The organism is Nocardia sp. NPDC102475 (genome assembly GCF_055584605.1).
Map to the genome: position 1 here is coordinate 22,748 of NZ_JBVJLS010000035.1, position 14,637 is coordinate 37,384.

The window sequence follows — 14,637 nt, forward strand, 5'->3', positions numbered from 1 at the left end:
TTCAGTTTCGAGCCGTCGAAATATAGCCTCCCGGACACTGAAAGAAAGTGAAAGAAAGTGTCTGAGTCGAGGACGAACCCGCGATTGGCCCTGTGCGAAGCATCTCTCCGCATCGCGACTCGGGCATACGCCCACTCGCATCATCTGCCCCCACGGTGAATAAAAGCAGCTATTTCGAACCTGCGTATTTCGCGCTGCTAGAAATGCCGATAATGATCGTTATGACATATTATATGACTTCTTGATGGAAGAAGGTTGGCGGGAATCCAATCCGGTGGGCCACGGTCGCTATACCCCGGGTCGACGGGCCGGCGCCACACAGCGAGGTATGGTGCCGCGGCTGGTGAAGCTGCCGTGGATTCCCAGCGAGGAGCAGTGGCTGCGGTTGTTGGAGGTCGCCCGGCTCGAGCCGATCCGCAATCGTGTGATGTTGGCATTGGCCGCTGTTCTTGTCGGATTCACGGCGCAACCACGGTCATCCCCTGAGTTTATGGACGTGGTCGAAAGTAGTGCGGCGCATCGCAATTGCTGCCGAGGTTCCGCAGTTTTCGACCCGTACCACTCGACATCTGTGCTTGACGGATCTGGCGCGGTCGGGATGGGAGGTGCATGCGATCGCGGCGTTGGCCGGCCATCGGCACACGGACTCGACGCTGCGCTACATCCACCTGTCGGGCCGGGATCTCGCCGACATACTCGCCCGCGGCATGCAGCACATCCATGCCTCATGCGTCGCGGCCCTGACCGGCGCCGATCATGTGTTGGCAGAGGGCAAGAAACACAACGCCGCCCTCATATGCCTGGCTCGACGACGCTGCGATGTCCTCTACGCGATGCTCAAAACCAAGCAGTCCTACAGATCTCCCGCACCGATTCCGGCTTGACGAAGAGCACCGAGAACCCGATTCGTTCATGCTGGTAGGCATGGAAATCGATGGGTTGGGATCACGATCGACTGTGCGAATCCCAAACCAGTGGCCTCGTTTTGGAGCGCGATCCTGAGTATCCCCGCTACCGCCGAACATGGCGATGATCCGGGATAGGCAACCGTCGGCTCGCGCTTTGATAGCAGGCCACGCTTAACCTTTCAACGAGTGGCCGAGCCCAAGATCGGAAAGGTCCGCATCCACCTTGGCATCGAGGTTGACGACATCGAAGCCGGTCGCCGTCAGGTACAGAGCTTGGGAGGCCGCTGGTCCGGCGAGCGGCACGACTACGACGAAGGAGTTGTCATGGTCATGCGTGAACCCTAGGAGCACGAGTTCTGCCTGGTCCAACACTTCCATTGAGACGCTGACTGGTCACTGCACGGTTTGACGAAACCCATAGGGACCCCCCAGCCCACGCCCCGTCCCCGCTCGACATTGCGGTGCGGGCCGTCTCACCGTCCACGATCGGCGTGACGGTTCCGCAGCGAGCAACTCAACCTCGGTAGCGAGGTTGTCGGCGACGCGCACGCCACGCCTTCGAACGGACGACGTGCGCGAACCCGCGTCGTCCACGCCGTCGCCCCTTGGTCATTAACCCGGGAAATCGGGAGCCAACTCGCCGGACGGGACCGGAGGCGACCACGGTAGTCGTCGGGCCGCCGCCTCGATGAGCATGGCGTATCTCTGGGCGAGACTAGCCGTTCTATCGCACAACACGAGGACCCGCTCGTCCGCACCACCTCGGTAGCGGAGGGCACGATGAAGTTCGACTGACGTTTGGGATATCCGCTCGATCATAACGCGGATCTCGCGCCGATCCGAATCGGTGATGTAGGGCAGTCCGGTCGCAAGGATCTTCTCGATGTAGTCGAGCAGCGACGCTCTAACCATAGGGATGCCGGGGTTTGTGGCACCGCGTTTTTCGGCGACGTGCAACTCGGCGAGGTCCCGTGCACACCTAGCGACCGTGTCGGCTACAGGCCGCCCCCCAGGGGGAACCGAGTGGCCACGGACCGCGCGCAATAATTCCCACTGTGTCGGTAAAACCGTTGTGACCGCAACGACATCGGCTGCTTCCCACCTCATGGCGCGTTCGCCGCAGCATCGAGATGCGGGGCCGCGCCCAGAACGCGAGCGAAACGTAACTCTACATCTTGGACCAAAGATGCCTCCAGGGCTTTCGTCATCGCTCGGGTGTTGGGTCGCAGTTGGACGATTCAAGATCGTCCAGCGATTGTTGCAGGAATAGGTATTCAAGAGCGCCGCGACGATCTGTTCGCGCGGTTGGTGCGTTACCGGAAACCACTGGTCAGCCACATCCTTTCCGTTATCAATGCAAGCCGTGCCGCTTAACTGCATCGATGATATCACATTATCAACCAACTAGATAGTTATCACGATCCGAGTTTAAGTGACGGGTGGGTTGCAGTTCCTGTCAGGCAAACAGTGCTGTGAACCGCCAGTCCAGCACCTGCACCGGCGACTCTTCCCGACGATGGGCAGAGACGATCGCGCGTAGGTCGAGGATTCCCCCGTCTGCAAGCGCAGTTGCGTTCTCGACGTGCACGTCGCTGGTCAGGATGTCTCCCTCGTACACGGCGGCCGTATGGTCACACGATCGCCAACCGAGCAACGTGACCATATTGGGTAGTGCGCGTGTCGATTGGGCGAGCGCGATGCCGATCGTGTGACCGCCGTACACCAGACGACCACCGGAACCGAGGCGTTCGTCGTGGTGGGTGGCGGCGATGTTGAGGGTGAGCCGCGCCAATTCCGGTGCGCTACTGACCACGTCGCCACTCGAGGTGAATCGAACCCCGGCCAGCGCGGGATCGAAATGTGTGCCGGGAACGGCGGATCGATAGGCGTCGAGGTCGATTCCTTCGGGCACAGCGTGATTCGGGCTACCCGTGTCGCCGATCGTGGACAGGTCGTCGGTGCGTATCACCTCGGCCGGATCCACGGCGGGATCGAGCGGCAGCATCGCGCACCGGTGGAAATCGAGCACGGTCCGCTCGTGCTGGTCCACTGTGCTGATGCGGAGTGCGGCCAGTCCTGTCGCCGGACGCCCGGCTCTGATCGCGTTGGTCTTCAGGCCGACGACCTCTGTGGTGGTCGAAAGGGTGTCGCCGATCAGGGGCAGGCGGTGTAGCCGCAGTCCACGGTAGAAGAGGTTGGCCTTCACGTGGTGGGTGGCCAGGGTCGATTGGCCGATCGCGATGTCGGTGACCAGTCCGGGATGTGCGAGTGGGCCGCCCGCGACCGCGGTCGACAATCGGGCATCGAGCGGCAGGCGCAGTCGGTCGCCGAGGATCGCCTGGTGGGCGGCGGCGAGCCCGTCGGTCAGGGTGACCGCGGGCGCGGTGTCGAAGATCTGCCCGACGGTCAGCTGGTCGAAGTACGGGCCGCCCACGGCGATGGTGCGGGTGTGGTCGCCGAGTGTCATGTCCGGGCTCCGCTTCTGCTCAGGGTTCGGCGCGCCGCGACGGCGACGGCTTCGTCGAGCATCCGGTCGTCGAGTTGCACGGCTCCCGCGCCGCGTTGCCGCGCCTGTTCGAGCGCGGCCAGCACCCGCCGGGCGAAATCGGCCTCTTCGCCGCTGGGCGTGAATACTTCTGTCGCGCAGTCGATATGCGCCGGGTGAATCACCCATTTGCCGTCGAACCCGAGATCGGCGGCCCACTGCGCCGCACGGCGAAATCCGGCGTCGTCGGCGATGTCGAGGAACGGCCCGTCGACGGCCTGGACGCCGGCCACCCGCGCCGCGTGCAGTACTCGATCCTGGACGTAGAGCCACTGTTCGGGCCGAGCCGCCGCCGATCGTCCGAGCGCGGCACCGAGATCGGCGTACCCGATGATCAGCGCCTCGATCCGAGGCTCCGCGGCGATCGCGTCGACATTGCGAATTCCGGAGGGTGTTTCCACCAGCGCCTGCACCCGGACAGCCGCGCCACCGCCGTCGCGCAGCATGCGATCGGCTTGCTCGAGGTCTGCGACGGTGTCGACCTTCGGAATCACGATGGAGGCCAAGGCATCCGCGATTCGGCAGAGAACAGTCAGGTCGGAGCCGAACCATCGGGTTTCCGGACCGTTGACCCGGACGGAGACCGGCCGTCGAGGTCCGTACTCGGCGGCCAGCGCGGCCACCAACTCGCGCGCTTCGTCTTTGCGGGTCACAGTCACGGCATCCTCGAGATCGAGCACGACCTCGTCGACCGTTGAGTCGAGTGCTTTACGCGCGGTGCGCTCGTCGGATCCGGGTGCGACGAGGGTTACACGTCGGCGGGTTGCGATCACTTCGGAGTCCTTCTCGGTGATCTCGCGGGTGCCGTTTCCGGGACCCGCATCGGAGTATAGGTACGGTCAGGTTTCATTTCGGTGCCGGGAACGGCTGATTGATCGTGGTGAAGTACTGGATCCCGGCCATGATCGCCACCGGGGCGGTGACCAGCAGCTGGCCGGCCAGCGTGCCCAGTGCACCGACCGCGACGATGCCGCCCAGGCAGCCCACCACAGCGGCCGGCACGAACGCCCCGAACAGGCCGACGATCGCCCCGGTCGCACCGGCGATGCCGCCCAGCAGACATCCCACCGCACCACCGGACAGCCCTCCGACCAGCGTGCCGACCGTGGCTCCGGCGGTGATGGTGGTGACCATCCGGTTCCAGGCAGCCTGCTCGCGGTCGTACGGCGTCTTGAACGGCGCCTGGTCCTCGAACGGCAGCGCGACGGGACGATACCGCGCGTGCGCGAGGTCGAACTGCGGCGTCAACGTCGCGGTGTGCCCGTTGATCTCGACGGTGATGGGGAAGACGAAATCATCGACCCGAAAGGACAATTCGGTCCCGGCCAATACGGTGCCGTCCGCAGCCTTGATCTTGAACGCGCCGCTTAGCGTCGTGACGCAAAGGACAAGTGCGATCATCAGGGGGATCCGGTGCACCAGGGCGTCGATGCTGTCCTTCTGAATAGCGGGCTGGCCGCCTACAAGTAGTGTCATGTTGTCCGGAATCGGCAGCGATCGCAGGTAGTCGACAGCCTGATCTGTCGTGGAGCTGGCCGTACGTATCCCGAAGTGTCGCCTGACTGGTCCATACGTTGGCCCTGTGCGGAGGTTGTGCTGGAACGTCGAATTCGCCGTTGAGCGCTGGGGCTTTGTTGGCCTGCTCCAGGAGCGCACCGATGTCGGTCGGGGTATCCGTCACGATGACCAGCTGCAGCGGATCGGTCTTGCGAAGTGGAAAGATCGAGTCGAATTGCTCCTGCGCGAGCCGTGTCGAATCTTCAGGTGGCAGGTAGGTTTCGCTGATGCCACCGAATGCGAGACTTCGTATGGGAAGGATGAGAAGAATCAGTAAACAGCATACCGGGACTCGTCGACCATGCGCGCGTGGGAGTTCGCTCAGGCCGTCTACCTTCAGCGACAGCACGGACGGGCTCAGTTCGTGTCTATGCAGAACTACTACAACCTGCTGTTCCGCGAGGAGGAGCGGGAGATGATCCCGTTCTCGGCCGCACACGGTGTGGAGGTTACGCCGTGGAGCCCGCTCGCGCGGGGTCGCCTGACCCGGCCGCGGGGGCAGACCAGCGCGCGTTCGGAGAACGATGTTTTCGGCCAAGTCCTCGTTGTTTCCGCCGGTGCGCCGCCTGCGATTCAGGACCTTTTCTGCCTGCTGGCCCATGCCGCGATCTGGGCGCGGGAGGTGAAGTCGAGTTTGGTCAGGATATGTTCGACGTGCCCCTCGGCGGTGCGTTGTGAGATCACCAGTCGAGCGGCGATTGCCTTGTTTGTCAGACCTTCGGCGACGAGGTCTGCGACCTGGAGCTCGCGCCTGGTCAATGTTGATGTTGGCATTGCCGATGCGGCGGCCGACGAGTTTTCGTCCAAGGCGAAGGCCACCGCGGTGTCGAAGTTCATCGCGGTACCTTCCTGGCGGGCGGCCTCGAATACTCGGATGCCCAGTGTCGTTCGGGCGGCTCGCTCGGCCTTTTCGCGATGGATCTGCAAATCGGGGAGTATGAAGGTGGAGATTCCGGCAGCGTAACCCAACATGTCGGCGACGCCCATCAAAACCGTCGCTCGGTGGTAATGGTGCTGCTGTGCGGCTGTCCAGGCCAGTGTCTCCGAGCACACCGCCGCGACGAGGGGGTTGTTCACCTGGCGGGCGGCTTGTACTCCTCTTCGGAGCATGCGCGTGGCCGTGTCGAGATCGCCTTCTCGCCACAGGGCGAAACCGGCAGGCCACAACGCCCAAGATCGGAGCATTACTTCGCCGGTTGATTCGGTGATAGCCAGTGCTTCCTCGAGGGGCGGGAGCGCTCGATCGTGGTCGCCGCGAAGGGCATAACACCATCCGAGCGAGACCTGGGCGTCGAGTTGCAAGCCGAGTTCACTGTGTCTGGTGTACAGGGCGATCGCTTCGGTCAGAAGGTCGATCGCATGCTGGAGCTCGCCGTGGCCGCCGGCAAGGTAGATATGGGCTTCGGCATGGGCGAGTAGTGCCTTGGTCAGCGGGTCTGCTGCGCTGTCGGCCAGGGTGGCGAGTTCTCGTAGCTTGTCGGAAGCAGTCGGCAGGTCTGCCTGTATTACTGCCGCCGCGCTCGCGGCGTAGAGCGCCTTCGGTCGGTAGGCCTGCGGGGAGCGAATCGGCTGGGCCAGTTCGCGTTCCAGCCAGCGGCGGCCTTCGCTGAGCCGGCCGCCCAGTGTCCAGAACTGATAGAGCGTGCTCGTGATCTGCACAGCGCTTTCGTTCGATTCGGAAAGGCCGAATTCCATTGCTTTCCGCAAGTTCGGTAACTCCCGCTCCAGGCGGGCTATCCAGGCCAGTTGATGCGGGCCGACCCACTCTTTCTCAGCTTGTCGGGCCATCTGCTCGCACCAATCGTGGTGGCGCTGCGCAGCTTCCGGATAGGTGCCGTGTGCTTCGGCCAACTGGCGGCCGTACTGCTGGACGGTGTCGAGCATCCGGAATCGGACACTGTGGTCGGTCTCGTCGCGGAGCAGGATCGACTTGTCCACCAGCGCGGCCACAGCGTCCAACAACTCCGCGTCGTCGAGGTCGCTCCCGCATACGTGTTCGGCGGCGTCGAGCTCGAATCCACCAGCGAAGACCGAAAGTTGCTCCCATAGGCGTTGTTCGGCCGTCGTGCAGAGGTCGTAGCTCCAGGCGATGCACCATTGCAGGGTTTGCTGCCGCTTCGGTGCGCCGCGGCTGCCGCGGGTCAGCAGCGCGAATCGGTCGTCGAGACGGGAGTCGATCTGTTCGAGCGACATGCTGCGCAGCCGTGCGGCGGCCAGTTCGATCGCCAACGGCAGGCCGTCGAGCCGGGCACAAATGCGGGTGACGATGGAGCGGTTGCGTTCGGTTACCGCGAAACCCGGTACGGCCGTGGCGGCTCGTTCGGCGAACAGGGTGACCGCGTCGTCGCGGGCGGCCCGTCTTCCGGACTGGCCGGGAATCCCGAGGGGCGGAACCGCAAATACCGATTCGGCGCCGATGCTCAGGGCCTCGCGGCTGGTCGCCAAGATTCTCACGCCACGGCAGGTTCGCAGCAGTGACTCGGTCAGTTTCGTGGCTTCGTCGACGACGTGTTCGCAGTTGTCGAGGACCAGTAGAAGGTCTTTGCCGGATAGGTACCGAATGAGGACATCGAGTGTCCTATCGGCACCGCGGTTCTGCAGGCCGAGGGTGGCGGCGACGTTTTCGACTACCAACGCCGGATCGCGGAGCTCGCTCAATTCGACCAGCCACACACCGTCAGTGAAATCCGATGTGAGTTTGTGGGCGACTCGCAGGGCGAGCCGGGATTTGCCGACTCCGCCGATCCCGGTCAGGGTGACAAGGCGTGAGCCTGCCAGCAGGTTCTTGACCTCGGCTACCTGGACGCGGCGATCGATGAAGCTGGTCAGTTCGAGAGGAAGATTTCCCGCGGTGGTTCCCGCTGCAGTCGGTGACGGCTTGGGCCCGGTGTCCGAGGCGTGCTGCAGGGGTATTTCGTCCACTGTGAAGCCGTGCTCGTGTTCGATGCGTCGGAGTTGTTCCCCGATCATCTCGGCAGTAGGCCGGTCGGAGGGATCACGGGACATCGCTGCCTCGATCACCGCGCACACGTCGTCGGGATAGCCTCGCTCCCGCAGGTCGGGGACGGGTTGCTCGGTGATGCGCAGGAACTGCGCGACGACCTGCTCGCCGCTGCGGCGTTCGAAGGCCGCATGTCCGGTCAGCGCGCAGAACAAGGTGGCGCCCAATCCGTAGACGTCGGAGGCCCGGCTCGCGGCGCCCGAACTGATCACCTCGGGTGCGGTGAACGCCGGAGACCCGGTGATCGTGCCGGCCGAGGTCTCGAATCCACCGGTGATATGGGCGATGCCGAAGTCGGTCAGCGCGGGTTCGTCGTAGTCGGTGATCAGGATGTTGCTCGGCTTGATATCGCGGTGCAGCACATCGGCTCGATGCGCGGTCGCAAGCGCACCGGCGATCTTCACGCCCAGACGCAGCACCTGCGGCAGCGGCAACGGGCCGTCCCGGCGGATGCGGGCATCGAGCGAACCGCGCGCGTAATAGGGCATCACCAGGTACGGGCGACCGGCGGAGGTCTCGCCGACTTCGAGCATCCCCGCGATATTGGGATGACCGGTCAGCCGCCCCATGGCCCGTTGCTCGCGAAGGAAGCGCTCCCGATTCTCGTCCAGTTCGGCGGTCAGCACCTTGACCGCGACCGTGCGGTCCACGGCGAGCTGAGTGCACCGGAACACCTGTCCGAAACCACCCCGCCCGATCTCCTTCGCGTCAGCGAAACCCGCAGCGTCCAGCTCCGTGACGACATCGACATCATCACGCTGAGTCTTGAACGGATCGCTCTCGACCATCGGCCACTCGTGAAATTTGCCAGCAGGTGAATCCAGACTATCGCCGCCGGTGGCTTCGCAGGGTGCCTTTCTTCCCTCGGTTTCTCTGCGGAACCGAGTTGGCAACGTGCACGGTTGGTCGAGTCTCGGGGCCATATCACCAAAACAAGGTTCTGAATACTGGGAATCTGGCACGGGTGGACTGCAGCGACAACTTCACTCACGGCTGTTCCATCGACAGCGGGTGAAGTTCGCCTTCGATCATCGTGTATATTTGGGGTTTATCGGAAGACTTGCGAATTAATAGTCGATATTGAAAGTGGTCGGAACTCGTGGAATAACTCTCTGCAAGTAGTCTCGACGACATAACCAGGTCATCGAGAGGTGAACGCCGGAACGTATGCGTAATAGGTGCCCTCCCTCGCGAATTTCACCCGTTACTTTCAGCGCGCAGACTCGCTTCATCAGAAATTTCTCTGTGGGAGGTTTCACGGTCTGTCAACGGCGTCGCCGCGCGCAGGCGAAGTGGTGCACCTCCGGTTGGTCGGGTACGTCAGAGGATCCGGAGGGGTACCAGTGCCCAGGTGCCGAGGGCGTGGCTGATGGTAAGGACGACCTGGTGGGCGCGGCGCCGTCTTCGAGATAGCTTTGCAACTTGTTGCTTCGATCCTCGCGTTGACCGCCGCTGTACTGGTCAACGCAGCCGGACCGGCCAGCGCAACGACCAGCATATGGATCGGGAGAGCGATCATAGCCGGACACAGCGAAGCCTGGGAGTCGGTCGCCGCCGAGATCACCTACGTCTGCGAACCCGGCCAGGCGAACGTCCTGTGGGTCAAGGTCGAGTCCGAATGGTTCAAAAGCCCGGAAGGCCAACCCCTCCGGATGAAAGACGAGGGTCTGGGTCAGGTGACCTGTGACGGCGAATCTCGGCAGACGAAGGTCAGCGTGCCCTTGGGCTACGACTACGGCGAGGGCGTGAATTCCGGACATGCTCTCGACGGGTGACTGCGCTCATCGAATCTTCGGCGAGCGCAGTCACCGGTTGGGCCGTGGACTGTTGCGCCTGTCTTTGCGGTGTCGTTGGCGGCAGCTATCAGCTGGCGGGCCTGCTTGGGCGTGATTTCGAGCAGTTCGGCGACTTCGTCGTCGGTGTTGCCTTGCTGGCGGATCGTGGCGGCGGCGAGCGCTTGCCGTTGTTGGTGCTCGGCTTTTTCGGTGGCTGCTCTCTCCTTCGCGGCTGTTATCTGCTGATGTAGCGCAGCGATTCTGTCATCACGCGCCCGCTCGATGTTCGTGATCTCTTGCCACGCGGTGATGTACTGCTTGACCGCTGCGGTAACAGCCTGTTCCCGTTTGCGAGCGGCATCACGGCGATCACGGATCAGCGCTCGAGAGCGTCGAAGTCGTTCAGCAGCTTCTGGTGACCGAGTGCCGCGGGCACGACGGGGCGCGATGTTGTCGTTCATGCCGATCCCTAACCGGCTGATCCGCGCGTCAATCCCCAACCAACAGAATACGCGCCGATCCGCCGGTGACGGATCTGGTCTTCTGCAATTCCGTTGCCCAATCGCTGCGCCCGATCGGTGCGGCTACACCGTCCAATTCAATTCTGATTCTGTGTCTTTCGATACACGCGGACACGGACACCGCCAGCGAGACATCTCGCCTTGTCCGCGACGTTCCACCATCTGCCAGCAAGTAGCTGAAATCTCCCGCTGATCCGAACGCCAGGCCGAGCACACGCGTGGGCCTGGCGTTCTTTCGTGTCCGGAAGGTGTTGAGCCATGCCCGAATCCCCTCCCCCTGCAGTGCGATGTGTCGTGTGCCGGTCGACCGATACCGGCGGCCGGTACCCGGTTCAGGATCAGTGGGTTTGCCAGCACTGTTTGTCGGATCTGCCTCGCTGTGACGGCTGCCGTCACCGGGTTGTCGCGGTGAACGACACCGCGGAGCAGTACCGGCTGTGCGCGCGGTGCACCGCCGGGTGGGTCGGTTGCGTGTCGTGTCAGCGCCTGACCGCGCCGTACCAGCGCACCGATTCCGGTGAGGTGGTGTGCGGGCGGTGCGCGGAGGTGTTCTTCGACCTGTGCACCCGTTGCAGCCGATACAGCGGTAGCAGCCGTTACCTCTCCGGTGGCGGGCGTGTATGTGGTCGATGTGCCGAGCATTACGCGAGCTGCCGTGGCTGCGGCACCTTGACCCGTGTCGGCGGTGATTGCGATACCTGCGATCACCCGCATCATGTGTGGAATTACAGCTACAAACCCGACCCCCGCTTCCACGGGACCGGCCCGCTGTATCTGGGGATGGAACTGGAAATCATTGTCCCCGAACACCACTACCGGCAATGCGTCACACTCGCCGGCGAGCACCTCGGGCTATTGGGGTATCTGAAGCGTGATTCCTCGATCGAGCCCGACGGGTTCGAGTTGGTGACCCATCCGATGTCGTACGAGTACGCGATCGGCGAGTTCCCGTGGCCGCTGCTGGGACAGCTCGCGGAGTTGGGCTGTGAGACCGACTCGAGTGTCGGTTTGCATATCCATGCCAGCCGTGCCGGATTCGCCTCGCCAGCGCACATCTATCGGTGGATGAAAATGCTGTACCGCAACGAGTCCGCGGTCACCACGATCGCGCGCCGCCGCTCGTACTACGCGCCGTTCGATCAGCACGCGCGAGCCAAGGTCAAAGACACCGCCAAGGACCCGCTGCACGCGTTGGAGTTGAGCCGATATCAAGCGATCAACCCCTACCCACGAAAAACCCTGGAACTCAGGGTATTCGCGTCCTCACTGGACGTTCAGCAGGTCCAGGCCGCGCTGGCGTTCACCGCCGCCTCCATCGACTACACCCGGCACCTGCGTGTCGCCGATGTGCGGGCGGGGGCGTGGGAATGGTCGCGCTTCGCCGCCTGGGTCACCGCACATCGCGGCCTGTATGGGCCGCTGTTGGCGGAGATGGAGGACCTGTCGTGTGCTTGCTGACCTACTTCCCGCCCGGCGCCCCACCGGATCCGGTCGCCTTGTCGGTCGGGGCGAGGGTGAACGCGCATGGTCACGGTTTCGCCGTCATCGCTGGGACCCGCATCATCACCGGCCACGGTATGGACGCCACCGCCGTGATCGACCACTTCACCGCGATGCGTCGACGCTATCCGCGGTGGGCGGCGCTGTTTCATTCCCGTTATGCCACCCACGGCGACCGCTGCGTGGACAACTGTCATCCATTCCGCCTCGGCGGTGACCCGCGAACCGTGTTGGCGCACAACGGCACTCTGCCCAAACGCGTCCATCCGCGCCCGTACGATCGCCGTTCGGACACCCGCATAGCCGCCGAGGAATACCTGGCTCGGCATCCGTTCGGGCTGATCGACACCCGCCGCGGCGCGGGCGGTCTGCGATCGTGGCTGGGCAGCAGCAAACTGGTCATCCTCACCGTCGATCCCGCCTACCACCACAGCGCCTACCTCTTCGGTGAACACGCAGGCCAATGGGATGGCGGCATCTGGTACTCCAACACCAGCTACCAGCCACGGCCGTGCCGTCCGGCGCGCCGCTACCTGTGCCGGTCGTGCCTAAACGTCGACTTCGACCGCACCAGCCGCTACTGCACTCGGTGCGGCTGGTGCTTCGACTGCGATGCCGTGTTCCCCGACTGCGAGTGCGCCGGGCACCACCGCACTGGCGGTCCCCCTCCCCGGCGTGGCCGGCTGGTCCTGGCTTCCTCCGCGTCGCATCGGCCGCCGAAGTCGCCGTGAGGCCTGTCCGACGCTGATTTGTCCCCCAAGAACCCCGCGCCCAGCGAATCCCGCTGGGCGCGGGGTTCTTTCCATTTCACCGAAAGGTCTCCCGTCATGCCCACATCCGTGGTCGCCGACTCCGCGTGCTCGCACTGTGCCGATCCCCTGCCGCCGGTGAACCTCACCACGACCCTCGACGGCGAATGCCTGTGCCGCTCATGTCTGCCCGATCTGTCGGTGTGCGTCGAATGCGACGGGCACACCCGCAGCCCGCACCTCACCAGCGACGACACGCTGCTGTGCGCGCGGTGCGTGTCCGGATGGACGCGGTGCGCGGACTGCCACACCTACACCCGCACCACGACGACCGCGCTCGGTGCCCGCGAGATCTGTGAGAACTGCGTAGGCGATTACCAAACCTGCGACGACTGCGCCCGGCTGTGCACCGACACCTACGGCGTCCACGGCGGAAACCGAGTCTGCGACGCGTGCCTCGATGAGGACTACCGCGAATGCGCCGAATGCTTCGACCTGATCCCCTACGGCGACACCTACTGCCAAGACTGCTGCCGCCCTGGTCATCCCGCGGTCTACGGCTACGACTACAAACCTCAGCCTCGCTTCCACGGTGAGGGCCCGCTGTTTCTCGGCCTGGAACTCGAAATCAAAACCCCCACAAACCATTTCAATGATGCGGTCGATACCGCCCTGACTCACCTCGGCGACCTGGCCTACTTGAAGGAGGATTCTTCGATCAGCCCGTGTGGGTTCGAGCTGGTCACCCACCCCATGTCGTATGAGTACGCGCGAACCGCGTTTCCGTGGGGTTTGCTGGCGCGGTTGCGGTTGCTGGGCTGCTACACCGACAGCGACGTCGGTATCCACGTCCACCTCTCCCGCGACGGGTTCGACTCCCCCACCCACGCCTACCGGTGGCTCAAATTCGTCTACCGCAACCAGACTCCGGTCACCCGGTTGGCGCGCCGGTCATCGAGCTGGGCTGAGTTCTCTCCGCAGGCGCGCTCGAATGTGCTGGCTTTCGCGAAGGGTGAGCGCGGCGCGGCGCGCTATCAGGCGATCAATGTGCGCCCCGAGCACACCTTCGAACTACGCATCTTCGCCAGCTCCCTGCAGCCACGACAGGTGCAAGCCGCACTGGCGTTCGCGGCGGCATCCGTGGAATACACGCGCGGTTTGACCGCGGCCGATATCGCGCGCCGCCGCGGCTGGGAATGGGCCGCCTTCGTCACCTGGCTACGCGCCCACCCGTCCTACTCACCGCTTCTGGCCGAACTGGAGGACCTGGCATGTGCATCCTGACCTTCGTCAAACCCGGTCACAACCCTGACCTCGACGCCCTGCGCGGTGGGGCGCTGGCCAACCCCCACGGTCACGGTTACGCCATCATCACCGGCACCACCATCACGGTCGGTCACGGCCTCGACGCTGAGGCGGTGATCCTCGAATTCGCCGCTGTCCGACAGCAGTACCCCGACGCGGCGGCGTTGTTCCACTCCCGCCTGGCCACCCACGGACCACGCACCCTCGACAACTGCCACCCCTTCCTCGTCGGTGGCGACGAACGAACAGTGCTCGCACACAACGGGATCCTGCCCGAGACCGTGCACCCCGCCCCCGGTGACCCACGCTCGGACACCCGCATCGCCGCCGAGGAATTCCTGCCGCAGCGCCCGTTCGGGTCCCTGGATTCCTGGACCGGACGCCAACAGCTCGAAGCTTGGCTCGGCATGGACAAGATGGTGCTGCTCACGGTCGACCCCGCCTACAAGCACAGCGCTTACATCTTCAACGAGCACCGCGGGCATTGGGACCAGGGCAGCTGGTACTCCAACCACACCTACCTGCCCGCGCTGTGGGCCAGCGACACCGATTACTGGGGCTACTGCAGCGAATGCGGCGAATTCAACGACGACCCCACCGGCCCGCACTGCCTAGTCTGCGGGTTCTGTTCTGAGTGCCTACAGGTGTTCCCGCAATGCGACTGCCCCTCCTACGACGGTGAGGAACGCTACGCCGACCTGTTCGACCTCGAAACCGCCTGAACCCCAACCCATCCACCCACCACCAACGGGCTCACGGTGGCGGCTCCCCCGCGG

11 protein-coding genes and 3 pseudogenes are annotated in these 14,637 nt (G+C 64.0%); 9 read left to right on the top strand and 5 right to left on the bottom strand.

The annotated features are described in order from the left end of the window. Nucleotides 1-449: 449 nt before the first annotated feature. From ACZ60G_RS39760 to ACZ60G_RS39770, 3 genes and pseudogenes are all read left to right on the top strand, one after another. Nucleotides 450-614 (top strand): annotated as a pseudogene (locus ACZ60G_RS39760) (site-specific integrase); the annotation flags it as partial. Between the two features lie 138 nt (nt 615-752). Further along, nucleotides 753-884 (top strand): annotated as a pseudogene (locus tag ACZ60G_RS39765) (IS110 family transposase); the annotation flags it as partial. A 210-nt stretch (nt 885-1,094) separates the two neighbouring features. Continuing rightward, a complete protein-coding gene (locus tag ACZ60G_RS39770) occupies nt 1,095-1,253 on the top strand; it encodes a VOC family protein (protein ID WP_465817124.1) in 159 nt (52 codons plus the stop codon). 1,111 nt (nt 1,254-2,364) lie between these two features. Here ACZ60G_RS39770 and ACZ60G_RS39775 read toward each other — a convergent pair. From ACZ60G_RS39775 to ACZ60G_RS39785, 3 genes are all read right to left on the bottom strand, one after another. Then, nucleotides 2,365-3,375: a MaoC family dehydratase gene (locus tag ACZ60G_RS39775; protein ID WP_465817125.1), complete on the bottom strand. Its 1,011-nt coding sequence runs from the start codon at nt 3,373-3,375 to the stop codon at nt 2,365-2,367. Next, nucleotides 3,372-4,226: an HpcH/HpaI aldolase/citrate lyase family protein gene (locus ACZ60G_RS39780; protein WP_465817126.1), complete on the bottom strand. Its 855-nt coding sequence runs from the start codon at nt 4,224-4,226 to the stop codon at nt 3,372-3,374. The genes ACZ60G_RS39775 and ACZ60G_RS39780 overlap by 4 nt, the downstream gene beginning before the upstream one ends. Before the next feature lie 73 nt (nt 4,227-4,299). Beyond that, on the bottom strand, nt 4,300-4,929 hold the full coding sequence (locus tag ACZ60G_RS39785; protein WP_465817127.1) for a DUF8020 domain-containing protein: 630 nt from the start codon (nt 4,927-4,929) through the stop codon (nt 4,300-4,302). Between the two features lie 382 nt (nt 4,930-5,311). Between ACZ60G_RS39785 and ACZ60G_RS39790 the strand changes: the two are divergent. Beyond that, nucleotides 5,312-5,500, top strand: a pseudogene (locus ACZ60G_RS39790) (aldo/keto reductase); the annotation flags it as partial. 83 nt (nt 5,501-5,583) lie between these two features. On the opposite strand, the gene ACZ60G_RS39795 reads toward ACZ60G_RS39790, so the two are convergent. Continuing rightward, entirely contained in the window at nt 5,584-8,799 is a 3,216-nt protein-coding gene (locus ACZ60G_RS39795; RefSeq protein ID WP_465817128.1) for a protein kinase domain-containing protein, read from the bottom strand. A 654-nt stretch (nt 8,800-9,453) separates the two neighbouring features. On the opposite strand from ACZ60G_RS39795, the gene ACZ60G_RS39800 reads away from it, so the two are divergent. Then, nucleotides 9,454-9,786, top strand: a complete 333-nt coding sequence (locus ACZ60G_RS39800; RefSeq protein ID WP_465817129.1) for a hypothetical protein — start codon at nt 9,454-9,456, stop codon at nt 9,784-9,786. Here the strand turns inward: ACZ60G_RS39800 and ACZ60G_RS39805 are convergent. Then, nucleotides 9,744-10,247, bottom strand: coding sequence for a hypothetical protein (locus tag ACZ60G_RS39805; RefSeq protein WP_465817130.1), 504 nt, complete (start codon nt 10,245-10,247; stop codon nt 9,744-9,746). The two genes, ACZ60G_RS39800 and ACZ60G_RS39805, sit on opposite strands and share 43 nt — an antisense overlap. Before the next feature lie 468 nt (nt 10,248-10,715). On the opposite strand from ACZ60G_RS39805, the gene ACZ60G_RS39810 reads away from it, so the two are divergent. From ACZ60G_RS39810 to ACZ60G_RS39825, 4 genes are all read left to right on the top strand, one after another. Continuing rightward, nucleotides 10,716-11,765 (top strand): hypothetical protein, encoded by a 1,050-nt coding sequence (locus ACZ60G_RS39810; RefSeq protein ID WP_465817131.1) that lies wholly within the window; start codon nt 10,716-10,718, stop codon nt 11,763-11,765. Next, a complete protein-coding gene (locus tag ACZ60G_RS39815) occupies nt 11,753-12,538 on the top strand; it encodes a class II glutamine amidotransferase domain-containing protein (protein ID WP_465817132.1) in 786 nt (261 codons plus the stop codon). Before ACZ60G_RS39810 ends, ACZ60G_RS39815 begins: the two co-directional genes overlap by 13 nt. 96 nt (nt 12,539-12,634) lie before the next feature. After that, the gene (locus tag ACZ60G_RS39820) at nt 12,635-13,840 is read left to right on the top strand and encodes a hypothetical protein (protein WP_465817133.1); all 1,206 of its coding nucleotides are present in this window, start codon (nt 12,635-12,637) and stop codon (nt 13,838-13,840) included. Further along, nucleotides 13,828-14,583, top strand: a complete 756-nt coding sequence (locus ACZ60G_RS39825) for a hypothetical protein (RefSeq protein ID WP_465817134.1) — start codon at nt 13,828-13,830, stop codon at nt 14,581-14,583. The genes ACZ60G_RS39820 and ACZ60G_RS39825 overlap by 13 nt, the downstream gene beginning before the upstream one ends. Nucleotides 14,584-14,637 lie beyond the last annotated feature (54 nt).

Coding starts and splice junctions, on each gene's coding strand:
- ACZ60G_RS39825 (WP_465817134.1), top strand. CDS start 13,828: ATGTGCATCCTGACCTTCGTCAAACCCGGTCACAACCCTGACCTCGAC.
- ACZ60G_RS39805 (WP_465817130.1), bottom strand. CDS start 10,247: ATGAACGACAACATCGCGCCCCGTCGTGCCCGCGGCACTCGGTCACCA.
- ACZ60G_RS39820 (WP_465817133.1), top strand. CDS start 12,635: ATGCCCACATCCGTGGTCGCCGACTCCGCGTGCTCGCACTGTGCCGAT.
- ACZ60G_RS39775 (WP_465817125.1), bottom strand. CDS start 3,375: ATGACACTCGGCGACCACACCCGCACCATCGCCGTGGGCGGCCCGTAC.
- ACZ60G_RS39795 (WP_465817128.1), bottom strand. CDS start 8,799: ATGGTCGAGAGCGATCCGTTCAAGACTCAGCGTGATGATGTCGATGTC.
- ACZ60G_RS39785 (WP_465817127.1), bottom strand. CDS start 4,929: ATGACACTACTTGTAGGCGGCCAGCCCGCTATTCAGAAGGACAGCATC.